The following is an 18143-nucleotide window of genomic DNA, read 5'->3' as shown; positions in this document are numbered from 1 at the left end:
GGATTAAAGATCGGACAGTGATTTGAGCAAGGCGGCAATCGCCTCCTCATCGCGTTTGTAGAAGGTCCATTGGCCAACGCGGTGGGGCGTAATCAGCCCCGCTTTCGTCAGCACGGACAAATGAGCAGAAACGGTGGATTGCGACAGGCCACACCGTTCAAACTGACCGGCGCACACGCCCATCTCCAAAGACATGTGCTGAGCGGAGAAGTGCTTCTCGGGCTGCTTAAGCCAGCTTAAAATGTCGAGACGAACTGGATGGCCAAGTGCCTTGAGTATCTCGTCCAACGGCATAGCCGTTGCTACAGATTGAATGTCCGACATCATGGTCACCTCGCTGATCTTCATTCATATCGTCATTTCACGATATATGTATCGCTCAATTCCGATTTTAAAAGACCCTACGCGTTCACAGGCGCGTGAACAAAGAATATACATGCTTTCCTGTGGACCATTATGGCGGTCGTGATTGCGTCAAAAACCTATCCGACTATGTTCGCGTAAAGATTTGAGATTGGAATGAATATGGCCAACGATATTAAGCGCATTGCCGCAATCATTGCAGCGGAGATCAACGCAAAGCCCGAACAGGCCATAGCAGCCATTGGTCTTCTCGATGAAGGCTCGACTGTGCCGTTCGTCGCCCGTTACCGCAAGGAAGTCACCGGCGGACTTGACGACACGCAATTGCGCACGCTGGATGAGCGACTTTCTTATCTGCGTGAGCTTGAAGCACGGCGCACTTCCATTCTGGAATCGATCCGCGGGCAGGAAAAGCTGACGCCGGAACTGGAGCTGAAAATCGCAGGCGTCCAGACCAAGGCCGAGCTAGAAGACCTGTATCTTCCCTATAAGCCGAAGCGTCGCACCAAAGCGGAAATCGCCCGCGAACGTGGTCTTGGCCCGCTTGCCGAAGCTGTTCTGAGTGACCGCAGGCTGGTTCCAGCGGATATTGCCGCGCAGTATGTTACGGGCGACGTTGCCGATGTCAAAGCAGCCCTTGAAGGCGCGCGCGACATCATCGCTGAAGGCTTCACCGAGAATGCTGAACTGATCGGCAATCTGCGTAATTATCTCAAAGAACGCGCTGTTCTGCGCTCCCGCGTTGTGGATGGAAAACAGGACGCAGGCGCTAAGTTCTCCGATTATTTCGATCATTTTGAACGCTGGGCAAATGTTGCAGGCCACCGCGCTCTGGCGATGCTGCGCGGTCGCAACGAGGATTTTCTGTCGCTCGACATTGAAATCGACGCCGACGACACCTCGCCCGTAAAGCCGGTCGAACGCAAAATTGCAGCCGCCTATAATATCGGCGCAACCCTGCCCGGCGACCGCTGGCTGATGGAAGTTGCAGGCTGGGCATGGCGCGTCAAGCTCTCGCTCTCCTTGTCACTCGACCTCATGCGCGACCTGCGTGAACGCGCCGAGGAAGAAGCCATCAACGTTTTCGCCCGCAACCTCAAAGACCTGCTGCTCGCAGCCCCTGCCGGTTCGCGTGCCACCATGGGCCTTGATCCGGGTATCCGCACCGGCGTCAAAGTCGCAATCGTCGATGGCACTGGCAAACTGCTCGACACAACCACGGTCTATCCGTTTCCGCCAAAGAACGATGTGCGCGGCGCACAAGCCGAGCTTGCAAGCCTGATCCGCAAACACAAGATCGAGCTGATTGCGATTGGCAACGGCACAGGCAGTCGCGAAACCGAACGTCTTGTCGTGGATATGCTCAACGACCTGCCAGCGCCAAAACCGCTCAAAGTCATCGTGTCGGAAGCAGGTGCATCAGTCTATTCGGCGTCAGAGGCAGCAGCGAACGAATTTCCGCAGCTCGACGTATCGCTGCGTGGTGCCGTTTCCATCGCCCGCCGCCTGCAAGACCCACTGGCGGAGCTCGTCAAGATCGAGCCAAAATCCATCGGTGTTGGCCAATATCAACATGATGTCGATCAGTCCCGTCTGGCGCGTTCGCTCGATGCAGTGGTCGAAGATGCGGTGAACGCTGTCGGCGTTGATCTCAACACGGCATCTGCCTCACTGCTGGCGCGTGTATCGGGTCTGGGAAAGTCGCTCGCCGAAGCAATTGTTGCGCATCGCGATGACGCCGGCGCCTTCAAGAACCGCAAGGAACTTCTGAAAGTCGCCCGCCTCGGCAACCGCGCTTTTGAACAATGCGCAGGCTTCCTGCGTATCGCCAACGGCACCGAGCCGCTTGATGCGTCCTCCGTTCACCCGGAAGCCTATGGCGTTGCCAAAAAGATCGTTTCCGCCTGCGGCCGCGATGTGCGCAGCCTCATGGGTGATAGCGCAGCACTTAAAAGCCTCGATCCGCGCGTCTTTGTCGATGAGCGTTTTGGTCTGCCAACCGTGCGTGACATTATCGCCGAGCTTGATAAGCCGGGCCGCGATCCCCGTCCTGAATTCAAAACCGCGACCTTTGCCGATGGCATCGATGACATTAAGGACCTGAAACCCGGCATGATGCTGGAAGGCACCGTCACAAACGTTGCGGCCTTTGGTGCCTTTGTCGATATCGGTGTGCATCAGGACGGACTTGTCCATGTTTCGCAGCTCGCTGATAAGTTTGTCAAAGACCCGCATGAAGTGGTCAAGGCTGGCGATGTGGTGAAGGTGCGCGTGACGGAAGTGGATGTGCCACGCAAACGCATTGGCCTCACAATGCGTAAAGATGGTGGCGAAGCCACCGGGCGCAAAGACGGTGGCCAAGCCCCTGCCCCACGCAACAATGCGCAGCGCGACACGAAACCTGCACAGAAGCAAAACTTCACCCCGCGCAAACAGGAACAGCCGTCAACCGGCGGTTTCGGTGCAGCCCTTCTGGAAGCGATGAAGAAAAAATAAGAAAAAGGGCGGCTACAAAAGCCGCCCTTTTCACATTCAGATCTTGTTGCCGATTGGAAAGCCGGTTGAGACTTTTCTCACCGGCATTTCATCGGTGGGAATAATCCAGCCACCGCGAATAGCGATGCGAACCTCATCGCCTTCTTCCAGTCTCACCGGATCGCGTACTTCAAAATGCAGGTGAATATCTGGCTTGGTGAGCGGATGCGCCTCGATGCGCGAACCGCCACCGCGATAGACTGAACGTTTGACCCGCACAGGGATGCCGCCGGTTTCGGTCAATGCCAGATCTTCTGCGCGAACGCAGAGCTGCGCATTGGCACGCGGCATTTCAATGCCGGAACAACGCACCTCAGCACGGCTTCCCAGCACCAGCGCCTCGCAATGTCCCGCTTGCGCAAAGGACACGACCTCCGCAGGCAGAACCATGCCATGCGCGATGAAGGACGCGACCATTTCGCTGGCCGGTTCTTCGTAAAGCTTACGTGGTGTATCGAACTGCTGAAGCTTGCCATGATCAAGCACCGCAATCCGGTCAGCAAGCGCCATGGCTTCAGCCTGGTCATGCGTGATGTAAATAATCGTCGTACCGGTGCGCTTGTGGAAAGCCGCAAACTCGTCTTCCATCGAAGCACGCAAATGTACATCGAGATTGGCAAGTGGTTCGTCAAACAGCACCAGCGAAGGTGCTGCCACGAGACACCGCGCCAAAGCCACACGCTGCCGCTGACCACCCGAAAGATTGGCCGGGCGGCGATCACCAAACCCGTCCAGATCGACCAACGCCAGCGCTTGGCGAACGCGGTCCTCGCGCTCGGCTTTGGCAACCTTTGCCACTCGCAGACTATAGCCGACATTCTCAGCGACCGTCATGTGCGGCCAAAGCGCATAATTCTGGAAGACGATGCCAACCTGCCGCTTTTCCGGTGGCACGTTACCGTCAACATGGGAAACGCGGCTGTCTCCAATATGGATTTCGCCGCCGTCAACCTCTTCAAAACCAGCAATCATCCGCAGAAGCGTGGTCTTACCGCAGCCCGATGGTCCGAGAATGGCAACGAACTCGCCGTCCTTCACATCGAGCGACACTTCAGACAGGGCCTGAAACTCGTTGAAGGCCTTGGAAACAGAAGCGATTTTCAGTCGCGCCATGGCAGCACCCCGTTTGGAAGACGCCGCGCAAACAGATTTGTTGCAAGCATCAGCATGAATGTCACCGCAACGGCCAAAATGGATATGGCAGCCGCATAGGCGGAATCGCCCGCCTGTTCAAAAGAAAACATCACCACGCCCAGCGTTTCCGATCCCGACGCCCAGAGAAGCGCTGAAACCGTCAGCTCACAGAAAGCGGTCATGAAAATGAGCACACCGCCTGCAAGCGTCGCTGGTGCGACAAGAGGAAATATAATGGTCCTGAGGCGATAGAAAAGACCGGCGCCTGCAATTCGCGCGGCTTCTTCCAGCGCACGGTCAATCTGGTGAAGGCCAGCAACCGTTGGCCGCAGCGCCAGCACGAAGAAGCGCGCAAGATAGGCAAACAGGATGATCCAGAGCGTGTTGTAAAGGCTGACACCCACCACCGGCAGCGGCTTTAAGAACATCAGCAGGCAAGCAATAGCCAGCACGACACCCGGTAACGCATAGGGCATCTCGGCTGCAAAATTAAGGATCGGCGTCCAGCGCCGTTTGCGCCATGCCAACATATAAGCAAGCGGAACCGCGACCAGCACCGCGAACACCGCCGCCGCAAAGGACAGCATCAGGCTATTGCCAAAAGCCCGGGCTGAACCGCTGTGTTCGAGCATGACAAAGCGGAAATTTTCAAGCGTTGCTGTCGCAAATGTAAGCGGCACGCCATAGGCCGGAACCAGTGCTGAAAGCGTCAAACCAATCAGCGGCAGAAACAGCACGATCACGATCAACAGCCACGCAGCCAGTTCCGCCCAAATACGCCATACGCCAAGCGCAAAAGGTGCAGCTGGAAGCGACGTTGAAACAATGCGGAAATCACGACGGCGCGAGGCATAATCCTGTGCTGCGATCCCTGCCATGGCGATCAGACCGATCAGCACAGAAAGCACCGCGACGCTGGAGAGCACCGCTGGCCCACCACCCGCAAGGCGCTGATAAATCAGTGTTGGCAAAACGAGGTAATTCGACGGAATCCCCAGAAACGCCGGGATGCCGAAATTGCCAACACACGACACAAACGCCAGCGCCGTAGCACCAATGATCGATGGTGTCATCAGCGGCAGAATGATGGTGCGCAAAACAGTCCATTTGCTCGCACCGGCACTCAGACCCGCTTCCACCAGCTCGCGTGGAAGCTTGCGCAGACCAGCGCGCACAATCAGAAAGACCAGCGGTCCATATTGCACGCCCAGCAAAAAGATAATGCCCCAGACCGAATACAGCGGATTGCGGCTGCCAAGCGGTGGCGCCATGCCAATGATCTTGAGGAACTGGCTGGAAGGCCCGAAAAGCTGGAGCCACGCCAGAGCTGTTACCTGCGGGGCGATCAGCAGCGGGGTCACATAAAATAGCACAAAGACATTGCGCCCGCGCATGTCTGTGAGGCCGACGAGCAACGCCGCAACAATGCCAAACACCAACGCCAGCAGCGTGCCGCCAATCCCGATCTGCAGCGAATGCCAAGTGGCAATCCATGTCGAGCGGCTGCTGAGCGTTTCAGTGAGTACCGATGTCGAAAATTGTCCCTGTGGTGCAACAAGTTCGACGACCAGACGCGCCAACGGCAAAAGCGACAGCACCGCAACAATCAGCGTTACACCAACAATCAGGGCCGCATCACGGCCCTGAAGATCTCGAAACATGCGCATATTAGCTAATTATCCGCCAAACAGCTCGGAGAACTGCTTCTTGTCGGCATCGGTCTGATTGAGAACCTTCTGGGTATCAATCGTCATGATGTTGATCTTGGTGCCTTCCGGCAACCATGCAGGACGGCCAACGCTTTCCTTAGCAGGCAAATAGCCCTGCTCAAGCGCCAGCTTCTGACCATCATCCGACAGAATGAAATCAACAAACTTCTTGGCACCATCGACGTTCTTGGCAGTTGCCATGATCGCAACTGGCTCAGTTACGGCTGGAACACCTTCCGACGGGAAGACGAACTCAATCGGCGAGCCCTTGGCCTTGGCATTGAGCGCCATGAAGTCCACGAGAATGCCATATGGCTTTTCACCGCTGGCAACCGATTTCAGAACCGCGCCATTGCCCTTGACGCTTGCAAGTTCATTGGTCTTGAGGTTGTTGAAATAATCCCAGCCAAGATCCTTATCGAGCGTGAAACCGCTCAGGAGATAGGCCGCAGCACCCGAATAAAGCGGGCTTGGCATAACAACCTGGCCCTTATAGTCGGCCTTTGCGAGATCGGCCCAATGTTCAGGCTTTTGCGCAGCGCCAGTATTGTACGCAATGCCGGTGGTGATCAGCTTGGAGCCGAAATAAGTCTTGTCAGCGTCGTAGCTATCAGCAGAAAAGCCATCGACCTTGGCGTCGGTGTAAGGAAGAAGGCGCTTGTCCTTCTTGAGACCTTCCATCGTCACGGCATCGGCGATCAGCAGAACGTCAGGCTGAGGCGCGCCAGCCGAAAATTCGGCAGCAAGCTTGGTGAGGAGTTCGCTCGTTCCCGAACGGAAAATCTGCACATCCGTGTCCGGATTGGCTTTGCGGAAAGCTTCGACCGTCTTGGTCGCATCAGCTTCTGGCTGTGACGTATAAAGCGTCAATGTATCAGCCTGCGCAACAACAATAGACAGAGCAAGAAGAGCAGGAATTGCCGTAGCGCGCTTCAGCATCTTGGTCATGGCGTTCTTTCCTCGAATTTCTGTGTGGTTTTCAGCAGCATGTGCCGCTGCTCCAGCGTGATTACGCTGCATACGAGCTGAAATGGCGCAGATACTGTCATATCGAGAAGCGCGATCATTCCTGTTCATGACTCACCTGTCAAACAAATCTCTAAAACATCTGCCAGAAAATCGGAACTGATTTCAGAAAGCAAAATGCCCTCCGGCAGATTTTGATCCGCAGAAGGGCATTGATCCAATGATCATTTTACCTTCCGCATCTCTTCCACTCCGGAAGCGATGCGGATGCCATAAAGGACTTAGACTTCAATTATATGACAGCTTTAGGCATTAACGCATGTCTTTATCCCATCGCAGCAGGATCAGAAATCAGTCCAGTGGACTGATTTCCCTGTGAAGGCGGTTCCCACTTTTGGGAGACATGCTTTGCTTCAGATAATTATCTCAGCCGCGTGTGCTACCTGAGCGCCTGCTTCATAATAAGCTTCGCGCAGGCCGCGGAAACTCTGCTCCTTCGGATCGCTAACCGGCAGCGGCAGATCAGCCTCCCCGATCTCGCCTGAAACCAGCTTCGCAAGATGCTTGCCAAAAACGGTTCCCGGCGCAATGCCACGACCATTATAACCGGAGAAGCCCACAACATTGCGTGCGAGGCGATGGAACTTCGGCAGGCTGTCATTGGTCATACCAATCTTGCCATACCATTCCGATTCAAATTCCACTTCACCAATCTGCGGGAATAGACGCTTGAGCGACTTCTTCGCCCAAGCCTTGTGCACACTCGCACCCGTATTGCGCAGCGCACCGACGCTGCCAAACACAAGACGGCCCTGCTGGTCAAAGCGGAAAGACGACAAAACTTCCTTGGTGTCCCATGCGCCCTGACGCTCCGGCAAAATGGAACGCTTAATATTGTCCGAGAGAGGCTTAGTGGCCATGTTGAAATATGGAAGGTGCACAAGCTCGGCGCGCACTTCCGGCCATGGCACATTAGTATAGGCGTTGGTTGCAACCACGATCCAGTCAGCCGTAACCGTGCCGGAAGCAGTCTTGACCACCCATTTGCCGTTTTGTTCGCTGGCACCGGTCACAGGGCTTCCCGTAAAAATCTGAGCGCCCGCAGCAACGGCTGCATGTGCAAGTCCACGCACATAGGCAAGCGGCTGAATTGTACCGGCGCGCAGATCAAGCAGAGACCCGGAATAGGCCTTGGTGCCGACCTTAGCTTCGGTTTCCTGCGCGTTGAGCAGCTTCACATTGGCACCGCGTCGCGCCCACTGTTCATAGCGGTCTTCAAGTTCCTTGAGACCCTTCTTGCCAACAGCGCAATGCAGCGTGCCCTGTTTTTCAACTTCGCAGGCAATCTTGTGTTTCTCGATGATTTCAAACACCAGCTTCGGCGCATTGCCAAGCACATCAAGCAGACGGTCGCCATATTGGTTCCCAAGCACGCCCGGCAGATCATCCGGCATGACCCACATGCCCGCATTGACGAGGCCCACATTGCGGCCCGAACCGCCATAGCCGATTTCAATGCCTTCCAGCACAATGGCACTGGTACCTTTTTCAGCCAGATGCAAAGCCGTCGAAAGGCCGGTAAATCCGCCGCCCACAATCACCACATCGGCAGACAGATCGCCTTTCAGCGATGTGGTCTTCGGTGCGGCTGGAGCGGTCTTCTCCCAAAGACCATGCGAGCGAGGATCGTTCAACATTGAAAGCTACCATTTCGTATAATGAAAAACAGGCGGCTTTTACCGCTCACGCTATTTCACGCTGTGGAAGTCGCAAGGACAGCAATATTTCTGCAACATTTCATGCCGGTTGGGAATGACCTAGTGTGGTGGATTTGAAGTTCCTATCATTTGTGTTGCATTCACGTTTAGGAACTTCAAATCCGTAAACCACACTAGATTCAAAATTTAACTCGTATGGCTTAGAACCCGAAATTCGCTCCGAGAACTGCTTCAAAGTGATACGAATTTCGGGTTCGCCATACTATACTAAAGAACGACGTTCCCCACCTGTCCTGCGATCCACTGACAGAAGACCTGTGTCAGCGGGTTCTCAAGCTTGCCTTCCGGAACCACCAGATAATAGTCATTCTCGGTTCGCATCGGCTGCTCGAAAAGCATGACCAGTTCGCCGTTACGCAATTCCTGTTCAATCAGATAAAGCGGCAACAGTGCGAAGCCAAGGCCCGCAAGTGCCGCCCCGATCACCATCGAAAACTGGTCGAAACGGTGACCACGATAAGCGGACTTGCCTTCAACGCCACAGCTTTCAAACCATTGCGCCCACATTTTAGGCCGTGTCGCGAGATGCAGCAGCGGCTCGTTTTCCAGCTCTTCCGGGGTTGCCGGATGGCGCGCTTTAAGAAGGCTCGGACTTGCAACAGGCACAATCACCTCTGAACACAGGAAGGTGCAGGTCGCATGTGCCCAGACCGGCTGGCCATAATGAATGGCAAGATCGAAGGGCTGTTCTTCAAAGTCGAAAACGCCGGAACGCGAAGCTACATTGATTGCAATGCCGGGATGTTTTTCAACGAAATCCGGAATACGCGGCATCAGCCAGCGCGTGCCAAAAGTCGGCAGCGTTGCTACACTGAATGAAGAGGTCGACTGCGCCGACGCCATGGCGCGCAGCATCGTGTCCTCGGTCTGATTGAGCAGACGCCGCACTTCCGGCAGGAACTTGCGCCCTGCATCAGACAAAAGAATACGCTGGCGGATGCGCTCAAACAGCAATACACCGAGCTGGCTTTCCAGATCCTTGATCTGACGGCTGACAGCACTCTGCGTGAGGTTCAATTCGTTGGCGGCCTGCGTGAAACTGCCATGTCGGGCCGCACATTCAAACGCTTGCAGCGTGGCAATGTCGGGGATCAGTCTCCTGCTAAGCTTCATTCCAATCTCGCATTAACATAGTTGCGTTCGTCGCGATCATAACGGCAAAACGGCTGATATGATACATTTTCATCATAATCGCGGTATGTTTTTTATTTTCTAACATACCTCCCAAGCAGACGATCCAACTTCTACGGAAGCTCTTGCAATGAACGCGCAGAAATTCGTTTCACCGGACGCCATTCGCTCCGCCTTTTCGGCAGCCATGTCGGCCATGTATAAGGAAGAAGTGCCTGCTTATGGCACATTGATGGAACTCGTCTCCGATGTGAACGCAAAGGTTCTGGCAGACGACACACATCTGCATGAGCGTCTGACGGAAACAGATTCGCTCGAACGCATTTCCGAAGAACGTCACGGTGCAATTCGTTTGGGCACTGCCGCTGAGCTGTCGATGATGCGTCGCGCCTTCTCGGTCATGGGCATGTTCCCGGTTGGCTACTACGATTTGAGCGCTGCTGGCGTGCCAGTGCATTCCACTGCCTTCCGCCCGATCGACGATGCAGCACTCAAGCACAATCCGTTCCGTGTTTTCACCTCGTTGCTGCGTCTTGATCTGATTTCAGACGAAAAGCTGCGCGCAGAATCGGAAGAAGTGCTTGCGAAGCGCCAAATCTTCACGCCGGGTGCGATTGCGCTTGTCGAAAAGGCAGAAGCCAATGGTGGCCTTGATGACGCTGATGCAAAAGTTTTCGTTGCAGAAGTGCTCGAAACGTTCCGCTGGCACGATCATGCCAATGTCAGCGCCGAGCTTTACCATCGCCTCCACGATGCGCATCGCCTGATCGCCGACGTTGTTTCCTTCAAGGGTCCGCACATCAACCACCTGACACCACGCACGCTCGACATTGACGCCGTGCAGGTTCAGATGCCAGATCGCGGCATCAACCCGAAGGCAGTTGTCGAAGGTCCGCCAACCCGCAAATGCCCGATCCTTCTGCGCCAGACCTCGTTCAAGGCACTGGAAGAAGAAGTTTCGTTTGTCAGCGCAGACGGCACCTGGACACCAGGCTCCCACACTGCCCGTTTCGGTGAAATCGAACAGCGTGGCGTAGCATTAACGCCAAAGGGTCGCGCGCTTTACGACAAGCTGCTCAACGACACCCGCGCAGTTGCGCGCCCAGCGCCAGATGGTTCAAACTCGGCTGAATATGTGCAGGCACTGAGCGACACCTTTGCTGCTTTCCCTGACACATGGGCTGGCGTGCGTGAAGAAGCGCTTGGCTATTTCGCCTATTCGGTCAAGGATGCCGCACGTCTTGCAGCATTCAAGCCTGATACCGATATTGAAACTCTGATCGAAGGCGGCGCAGTCCAGTTCGATCCGATCATCTATGAAGACTTCCTGCCGGTCAGTGCCGCTGGTATCTTCCAGTCCAATCTGGGCGACGACGACGCGCAGGATTTTGTGGAAAGCCCGAACCAGAAGCGTTTCGAGGAAGACCTTGGCGCCAAAGTTCTTAATGAATTCGAGCATTATGCCCGTATCGAACGCGAATCCATCGAAGCTGTACAGGCCCGCCTGAGCGGTCTTGAAGCAGCAGAATAATCAGACAGGTTAAGAGGATAAATATGAACACCGCTGTTAAAAAACTCGACGTGAAAAAAGAAGCCGCTGATCTGCTTTCAAAGCTTGGCGTTGACGCAGCCATTTACACGTCGGGCGACCTCGCTGGCTTCAGCCCGGTCTCCGGTGAACAGATCGCTTCGATCAAAACTCACAGCAAAGAAGATGCAGTCAAGATCATCGACAAGGCTGACGAAGCTTTCCGCGCTTGGCGCACTGTTCCAGCTCCAAAGCGTGGCGAACTGATCCGCCTTCTGGGTGAAGAACTCCGCGCTTCCAAAGAAGATCTCGGCCGTCTCGTTTCGCTCGAAGCTGGCAAGATTCCTTCGGAAGGCCTCGGCGAAGTACAGGAAATGATCGACATCTGCGATTTCGCAGTCGGTCTGTCGCGTCAGCTTTACGGTCTCACCATCGCAACCGAACGCGCTGGCCATCGCATGATGGAAACCTGGCATCCGCTTGGCGTTGTCGGCGTTATCTCGGCCTTCAACTTCCCTGTTGCTGTCTGGGCATGGAACTCCGCTCTCGCTATCGTTTGCGGCAACTCGGTTGTCTGGAAGCCATCGGAAAAGACCCTGCTCACCGCTATTGCATGTGACGCAATCCTGAAGCGCGCCATCAAGCGTTTTGGCGATGCTCCAGAAGGTCTGGCTGAAGTTGTACTCGGCGACCGTACTGTTGGTGAAGTTCTCGTTGACAGCCCGAAGGTTCCTGTTCTTTCGGCAACCGGTTCGACCCGCATGGGCCGCGAAGTTGGTCCACGCCTTGCAAAGCGTTTTGCGCGTGCAATCCTCGAACTCGGCGGCAACAATGCCGGTATCGTCTGCCCATCGGCAGATCTCGACATGGCGCTGCGCGCAATCGCTTTTGGTGCAATGGGCACTGCTGGTCAGCGTTGCACCACGCTCCGTCGTCTGTTCGTGCATGAAAGCGTTTACGACGCTCTCGTTCCACGTCTGCAGAAGGCATATGCCAGCGTTACCGTTGGTTCGCCACTCGAAACCACAGCTCTGGTTGGTCCATTGATCGACAAGGTTGCTTTCGACAACATGCAGAAGGCACTCAAGGAAGCAGCCGCTCACGGCGGCAAGGTACAGGGCGGCGAACGCGTCGACGCTGGCCATGAAAACGCTTACTACGTGCGCCCAGCTATCGTCGAAATGCCAAAGCAGCAGGGTCCGGTTCTCGAAGAAACCTTCGCACCAATTCTTTACGTCATGAAGTATTCCGACTTCGACGACGTGCTGGCGAGTCACAATGAAGTTGGCGCAGGCCTGTCCTCGTCGATCTTCACGCTGAACCTACAGGAAGCAGAACGCTTCCTTTCGGTTGAAGGTTCGGATTGCGGCATTGCAAACGTCAATATCGGCACTTCGGGTGCTGAAATCGGCGGCGCATTCGGCGGCGAAAAGGAAACCGGTGGTGGTCGTGAATCGGGTTCGGATGCGTGGAAGGGCTATATGCGCCGCGCAACCAACACCATCAACTACTCGAAGGCTCTGCCGCTCGCACAGGGCGTTTCCTTCGACATCGACTAATTGGTCTCACGATAGATCAAAAGAAAACCCCGCTTTTGGCGGGGTTTTTTATTATCTCAACATTCGAGATTAGCGAGATTGTCGTTATGACGTGCCGAAAATCGTGGCTTTTGAGAACCGGCGCGCAGCGTACTTGAGTACGTGAGCACCGGAAGCGCAAAAAGACGCGATTTGCAGGCCGTCAGAGCGGCAATATCAGCCCATACGTTCGGAGGCGAAGGAACCGGGCGAAGCCGGGAATACGACAGTACGGTTGCCGTTGAGGAATGAACGATGATGAATATGCGCGTGAACTGCGCGTGCCAGAACCTGCGCTTCAACATCACGGCCAATCGACACATAATCGGCGGCACTCTGCGCGTGCGTGATACGGGCGACATCCTGCTCGATGATCGGACCTTCATCAAGATCGGCGGTTACATAATGCGCCGTGGCACCAATCAGCTTCACACCGCGCTCATAGGCCTGCTTGTAAGGGTTTGCACCCTTAAACGACGGCAGGAAAGAGTGGTGGATGTTGATGATCTTGCCCGACATCTTCTGGCAAAGCTGATCGGACAGAACCTGCATGTAACGTGCAAGAACCACCAGCTCGGTGCCCGTATTCTCGACAATATCCAGCAGGCGCTGTTCAGCTTCCGGCTTATTGGCCTTGGTCACAGCGACATGATGGAACGGAATGTCGTGATTGACGACAACCTTCTGATAATCGAAGTGGTTCGACACAACGCCGACAATATCAATTGGCAGCGCGCCGATTTTCCAGCGATAGAGAAGATCATTCAGGCAATGACCAAAACGCGACACCATTAGCAATGTCTTCGTACGATGAGCATTGTCGTGGAAATCGAAGTCCATCTCGAACGGCGCAGCTATCGGCACAAAGCCATCACGCAAGACATCAAGCGCCACGCCTTCTTCGGAAATAAAGCTGACGCGCATAAAGAAGCGACCCGTATCGAGATCGTCAAACTGGGCACTGTCAATGATATTGCACCCCTTGCCCGAAAGATAACCCGATATGGCGGCAACAATACCGCGGGTGGACTTACAGGTTACGGTCAGGACAAAGTTATGCATCGGAGTTCCTTTATTACGCAGGCGTAACTACATCATCATTTCTACTGCACGATAAAGCGCCAGCCATGCCAGAATGCGTAATGCACTGACCGGATTGCGCTATCAAGTCGATAATGCGTGAAGAGTAAAATTGTGGGAGCATTCTTCGAAAATAAAAAGGCCCACTTAAAGCAGGCCTTCTCCATATCAATGTTGTGGCTGCGGCTCCACCGCTGTTTCATTCGCTTTTGCATCCGGCTCCTTGATGCGGAACCATGCAACATAAAGCGCTGGCAGGAACAGAAGCGTGATCGCTGTTCCGGCGATGATGCCGCCCATCATGGCGTAGGCCATCGGTCCCCAAAACACTTCACGCGCAATCGGGATCAACGCCAGGCTTGCCGCAGCAGCGGTCAGCGCAATCGGTCGCATACGATGCTGGCTTGCATCAACAACCGCATCCCATGGGTGCATACCCTCACTTATATGCTCCTCGACCTGCACGATCAGAATAACCGAGTTGCGGATTAGAATTCCGATCAGCGCCAGCACGCCAAGGATTGCCACGAAGCCAAGCGGTTTGCCGCTTGGCAACAGCGCTGCGACCACACCAATCAATCCAAGAGGCGCAACGGCGACCACGAGGAACAGGCGCTGAAAACTCTGCAATTGGATCATCAGCACCGTTGCCATCACGAACAGCATCAGCGGCACAACAGCTGCAATTGGTCCCTGACTCTTGCCACTTTCCTCAACTGTACCCGCCGTCACAATCGAATAACCCGCTGGCAGTTTTTCGATGAAGCCATTCACCGAAGGCTGCAACTCGCTGACAATTGTATCCGGCATGGTGTTATCGTTAATGCCAGCTGCAACGGTGATGGTTGGAATGCGCGAGCGACGATAAACCACCGGCTGCTCAAGCTCGTATCGGAAATTTGCAATGGCTGCGAGCGGGACAGAACTGCCATTGCCCGTTGCGATTTGTAAGCTCTGCAATGTGTCGATGGAATCACGTTCATGCTTCTGCGCCCGCACGATCACATCAATAAGATAGATCGAATCGCGCACTTGTGTGACCGGAATACCGCCCACCACGCTATTTAAGGTCGTTGCAATATCTTTGGATGAAATGCCAAGCTTACGTGCCTTATCCTGCATCACATCGACACGAATAACCCGACCCGGTTCATTCCAGTTATAGCTGACAACCCCCAAGCGCTTGTCCGCACTCATGACGCCCGCAAAATCCTGCGCGATGCCACGCAGCTCCTGAATATCAGGCCCGGAAATACGGTACTGCACCGGACGCCCGACCGGCGGTCCGAGTTCGAGGAATTTCACGAACGTGTCGGTTCCAACATAATCCTTGCGCAGCACTTCATCGAATTTCGCCTTCAAGCGATCACGTGCTTCCACGTCTTTAGCGACCACCACCATCTGCCCGAAATAGGGATTGGCAGGTTGCACATCGAACGACAGGATGAAGCGGATTGCACTCTGTCCGACATAGGTGCTCCAATGCTCAATATCTGGATTGTCCTTGAGCATCGTCTCCTCAAAGCGCTCCATCTGCGCTTTGGTGTCGGCGATTGAACTGTTCTGCGGCAACGTCCAGTCGATCACCAGTTCAGGGCGATCCGATTCCGGGAAGAACTGGCGTTCGATAAAGCCCATTCCGAAAACCGAGACGACAAACAAAGCTATCGTTGAGACAATGGTGATCCACTTATGGCGCATTGCCAGCAGCAGTGTTTTTGAGAAAGCTTGAAAAAAGCGGCTGGGCTTATGCTCATGATGCTTCATCTTTTTCGGCAATATCGTCACGCCGAGAAGCGGCGCAAATAACACCGCCACAATCCATGAAACGATCAGCGAAACCGCAATCACCACAAACAGCGTATAAGTATATTCACCCGCCTGACTGGAATTAAGACCAATCGGAATGAAGCCCGCAATAGTCACAAGCGTACCTGTGAGCATCGGGAAGGCTGTATGCGAATAAACGTAAGTCGCGGCCTTATGGATGGGATCGCCGCGCTCGAGCCGCGCCACCATCATTTCCACGGCAATCATTGCGTCATCGACCAACAGTCCGAGCGAGATAATCAGCGCACCAAGTGACACGCGTTGCAGCGAAATATCCATCAGCGACATGACAAGGAAGGTAATGGCCAGCACCAGCGGGATTGAGAGCGACACCACGAAACCGGCACGCAGACCAAGGCTGATGAAGCTCACTGCCAGAACAATCACCACCGCTTCAAACAGCGCCGTGGTAAAGCCTGAGACCGCATCCTGAACCACTTCTGGCTGGTCTGCAACTTTGGAAACATTGATGCCGACCGGCAGATCGGCCTTCACCTTATCCATCATGGCATCGAGTTTTTCGCCAAACTCCAGCAGATTACCGTTCGGCTTCATACCAACCGCAATACCGATGGCATCTTCGCCATTAACGCGGAAAATCGCTGTTGGCGGATCGACATAGCCGCGCGTGATCGTGGCAACGTCCGAGAGGCGGAAGAAGCGATCATTGACGCGCAGATTGACGGCACGCAGATCATCTTCGGAGTTAAACTGACCGCTCACCCGCACGCTGATACGTTCAGGCCCGGCTTGCACGACGCCCGAAGGCGTAATCGCATTCTGATCCTGAAGCGCTTTCAGAATAGCCTGCTGATCGAGACCAAGGGCTGCCACCTGACGCGTCGAAAACTCAAGATAGATAGCCTCATCCTGCGCGCCAATCAACTCAACCTTGCCAGCGCTTGGAATAGTCAGAATTTTGGTGCGTACATCTTCCGCATAATCGCGGAGCTGACGCATCGATAGCCCATCCGATGTAAAAGCATAAATATTGCCAAACACATCGCCAAACTTATCGTTGTAGTAAGGACCGTAAACGCCGTCCGGCAGGTTCGGCTTAATGTCATCCAGCATGTGCCGAACATCAGACCAAGCCTTGGTCACTTGCTCCTTCCGCACGGTGTCTTTCAAGAACACAAACACCACCGACTTGCCGGGTGTCGTCACGCTGCGCGTATAATCCAGCGTATCAAGCTCTTCGAGCTTCTTTTCTAGCCGGTCGGTGACCTGGTTCATCGTCTCATCAATAGATGCACCCGGCCAGCTTGCCTGAACAACCATCGTCTTGACGGTAAATTCCGGATCTTCCGCGCGTCCCAGATCAAGATAGGAGACGAAGCCTGCAACCAGAAAAACCAGCATGAAGTACCAGACCAGCGAACGATGGTTCAAAGCCCAGTCAGAAAGATTAAAACCTTTTTTCACAGGCCGCTCCCCTTCGCATCCAGTCGGACTTTTTGTCCTTCTTCAAGCTGGTTCACACCAGCCGTTGCCACGTAGCTACCCGCTTCAACATTATTGGCCATAAAACTATCGCGCTCACGCTCCACAACCTGAATATCATGGAGACTTACGGTCTGCGTTTTGGGATCAACGACCCAGATTGCGGTTTTACCGTCTTTTTCCACCAGTGCCTGTATCGGCAAGATGACATGATCTTTCTGCGACCGTGTGCGGCCTGCACGAATGGTCGCGCCAAGCCGGAAACCTTCGGGTGGATTTTCAAGTGCAATGCGAACGCGACGTGTGCGTGTTTGTGCATCCGCTTGCGGTGCAACTTCACGAACCGTCCCCTGTCCCGTCACGCTTCCATCAGCCTGAAGCTGAACATGAAACGGCGTTCCCGCCACAAAAAACTCGGTCATATTATCGGGTATATCAAGCACGGCTTCGCGAATATCCGGGCGCGCCACCGTCATCACAGCTTGGCCCGCTGCAACCACCTGTCCAACTTCCGCATTGGTGGCTGAAATTACGCCATCAAAATCCGGACTTAAAACGGCATAATCACGCTGGTCTTCCGCCTTGCGCAAACCGGCCTGTGCTTTTTCAAGCCCCGCCTGCGCACTGTCACGCGCCTGCTTTGCGGCATCATAATCCGCTTGAGAAATATTACTGCCTTTAAGCAGAATATTAAGACGCCCCTCACTTGCGGCTGCATTGGCATATTGTGCTTGCGCACTTGCTAGGTCGGCCTTTGCCGACTGCACAGAAAGATCAAGTGCCGTAGGATCAAGCATAGCGACTGTCTCGCCTTTCTTGACGAGATCACCAACAATGACAGGACGCGCAATCAATCGCCCCAATACCCGAAAAGCGAGATCCGTCGAATAGCGCGGCTCGATTGTACCGGCAAAACTGGTTTGTATCGCAGGCTTTGGCGTAGCAATCGTGTAAAGCACCGGACGAACAGGAGCGGCTTCTGCGGACTTATCATCCTCCTTGCCACAGGCTGCCAGCGCAACAAGCGTTCCCGCCAAGGCAAGAGAGCCAAAGATTTTCATAGACGGCT

12 protein-coding genes are annotated in these 18143 nt (G+C 54.6%); 3 read left to right on the top strand and 9 right to left on the bottom strand.

Annotated features, from left to right (window positions below; translation table 11 throughout):
• Positions 1 to 3: 3 nt before the first annotated feature.
• Positions 4 to 294 (bottom strand): ArsR/SmtB family transcription factor, encoded by a 291-nt coding sequence (locus tag J2782_RS00580; RefSeq protein WP_404989600.1) that lies wholly within the window; start codon positions 292 to 294, stop codon positions 4 to 6.
• A 231-nt stretch (positions 295 to 525) separates the two neighbouring features.
• On the opposite strand from J2782_RS00580, the gene J2782_RS00575 reads away from it, so the two are divergent.
• Entirely contained in the window at positions 526 to 2859 is a 2334-nt protein-coding gene (locus tag J2782_RS00575; protein ID WP_310009679.1) for a Tex family protein, read from the top strand.
• A 36-nt stretch (positions 2860 to 2895) separates the two neighbouring features.
• On the opposite strand, the gene J2782_RS00570 is transcribed toward J2782_RS00575, so the two are convergent.
• The 5 genes from J2782_RS00570 to J2782_RS00550 form a co-directional block, all read right to left on the bottom strand.
• A complete protein-coding gene (locus J2782_RS00570) occupies positions 2896 to 4011 on the bottom strand; it encodes an ABC transporter ATP-binding protein (RefSeq protein ID WP_310009678.1) in 1116 nt (371 codons plus the stop codon).
• Entirely contained in the window at positions 3999 to 5699 is a 1701-nt protein-coding gene (locus J2782_RS00565) for an ABC transporter permease (protein ID WP_310009677.1), read from the bottom strand. Before J2782_RS00565 ends, J2782_RS00570 begins: the two co-directional genes overlap by 13 nt.
• A 9-nt stretch (positions 5700 to 5708) precedes the next feature.
• On the bottom strand, positions 5709 to 6689 hold the full coding sequence (locus J2782_RS00560; RefSeq protein WP_310011019.1) for an ABC transporter substrate-binding protein: 981 nt from the start codon (positions 6687 to 6689) through the stop codon (positions 5709 to 5711).
• 431 nt (positions 6690 to 7120) lie between these two features.
• Entirely contained in the window at positions 7121 to 8404 is a 1284-nt protein-coding gene (locus J2782_RS00555; protein WP_310009675.1) for an NAD(P)/FAD-dependent oxidoreductase, read from the bottom strand.
• Positions 8405 to 8692: 288 nt separating this feature from the next.
• Positions 8693 to 9598, bottom strand: coding sequence for a LysR family transcriptional regulator (locus J2782_RS00550; RefSeq protein WP_007876178.1), 906 nt, complete (start codon positions 9596 to 9598; stop codon positions 8693 to 8695).
• A 148-nt stretch (positions 9599 to 9746) separates the two neighbouring features.
• Between J2782_RS00550 and hglS the strand changes: the two genes are divergently transcribed.
• Together hglS and amaB are read left to right on the top strand one after the other, a co-directional pair.
• Positions 9747 to 11147 carry a 2-oxoadipate dioxygenase/decarboxylase HglS gene (hglS, locus tag J2782_RS00545; RefSeq protein ID WP_310009674.1) on the top strand — a complete coding sequence of 467 codons (1401 nt, stop codon included), beginning with the start codon at positions 9747 to 9749 and terminating at the stop codon, positions 11145 to 11147.
• Positions 11148 to 11170: 23 nt separating this feature from the next.
• Positions 11171 to 12703: an L-piperidine-6-carboxylate dehydrogenase gene (amaB, locus tag J2782_RS00540; RefSeq protein WP_007876181.1), complete on the top strand. Its 1533-nt coding sequence runs from the start codon at positions 11171 to 11173 to the stop codon at positions 12701 to 12703.
• A 195-nt stretch (positions 12704 to 12898) separates the two neighbouring features.
• Here amaB and purU read toward each other — a convergent pair whose 3' ends face one another.
• The 3 genes from purU to J2782_RS00525 form a co-directional block, all read right to left on the bottom strand.
• The gene (gene purU, locus J2782_RS00535) at positions 12899 to 13783 is read right to left on the bottom strand and encodes a formyltetrahydrofolate deformylase (RefSeq protein WP_310009673.1); all 885 of its coding nucleotides are present in this window, start codon (positions 13781 to 13783) and stop codon (positions 12899 to 12901) included.
• A gap of 186 nt (positions 13784 to 13969) precedes the next feature.
• Complete coding sequence (locus tag J2782_RS00530) at positions 13970 to 17056, bottom strand: efflux RND transporter permease subunit (RefSeq protein ID WP_310009672.1); 3087 nt, start codon at positions 17054 to 17056, stop codon at positions 13970 to 13972.
• Positions 17053 to 18135: an efflux RND transporter periplasmic adaptor subunit gene (locus tag J2782_RS00525; protein ID WP_404989581.1), complete on the bottom strand. Its 1083-nt coding sequence runs from the start codon at positions 18133 to 18135 to the stop codon at positions 17053 to 17055. The genes J2782_RS00530 and J2782_RS00525 overlap by 4 nt, the downstream gene beginning before the upstream one ends.
• Between the last annotated feature and the right edge of the window lie 8 nt (positions 18136 to 18143).

The organism is Brucella pseudogrignonensis (genome assembly GCF_031454375.1).
Lineage (GTDB): Bacteria > Pseudomonadota > Alphaproteobacteria > Rhizobiales > Rhizobiaceae > Brucella > Brucella pseudogrignonensis_A.
The sequence above is the reverse complement of the archived record's forward strand: the minus strand, read 5'-3'. Positions and strand labels throughout refer to the sequence as shown.

Coding starts and splice junctions, on each gene's coding strand:
- J2782_RS00580 (WP_404989600.1), bottom strand. CDS start 294: ATGCCGTTGGACGAGATACTCAAGGCACTTGGCCATCCAGTTCGTCTC.
- J2782_RS00575 (WP_310009679.1), top strand. CDS start 526: ATGGCCAACGATATTAAGCGCATTGCCGCAATCATTGCAGCGGAGATC.
- J2782_RS00570 (WP_310009678.1), bottom strand. CDS start 4,011: ATGGCGCGACTGAAAATCGCTTCTGTTTCCAAGGCCTTCAACGAGTTT.
- J2782_RS00565 (WP_310009677.1), bottom strand. CDS start 5,699: ATGCGCATGTTTCGAGATCTTCAGGGCCGTGATGCGGCCCTGATTGTT.
- J2782_RS00560 (WP_310011019.1), bottom strand. CDS start 6,689: ATGACCAAGATGCTGAAGCGCGCTACGGCAATTCCTGCTCTTCTTGCT.
- J2782_RS00555 (WP_310009675.1), bottom strand. CDS start 8,404: ATGTTGAACGATCCTCGCTCGCATGGTCTTTGGGAGAAGACCGCTCCA.
- J2782_RS00550 (WP_007876178.1), bottom strand. CDS start 9,598: ATGAAGCTTAGCAGGAGACTGATCCCCGACATTGCCACGCTGCAAGCG.
- hglS (WP_310009674.1), top strand. CDS start 9,747: ATGAACGCGCAGAAATTCGTTTCACCGGACGCCATTCGCTCCGCCTTT.
- amaB (WP_007876181.1), top strand. CDS start 11,171: ATGAACACCGCTGTTAAAAAACTCGACGTGAAAAAAGAAGCCGCTGAT.
- purU (WP_310009673.1), bottom strand. CDS start 13,783: ATGCATAACTTTGTCCTGACCGTAACCTGTAAGTCCACCCGCGGTATT.
- J2782_RS00525 (WP_404989581.1), bottom strand. CDS start 18,135: ATGAAAATCTTTGGCTCTCTTGCCTTGGCGGGAACGCTTGTTGCGCTG.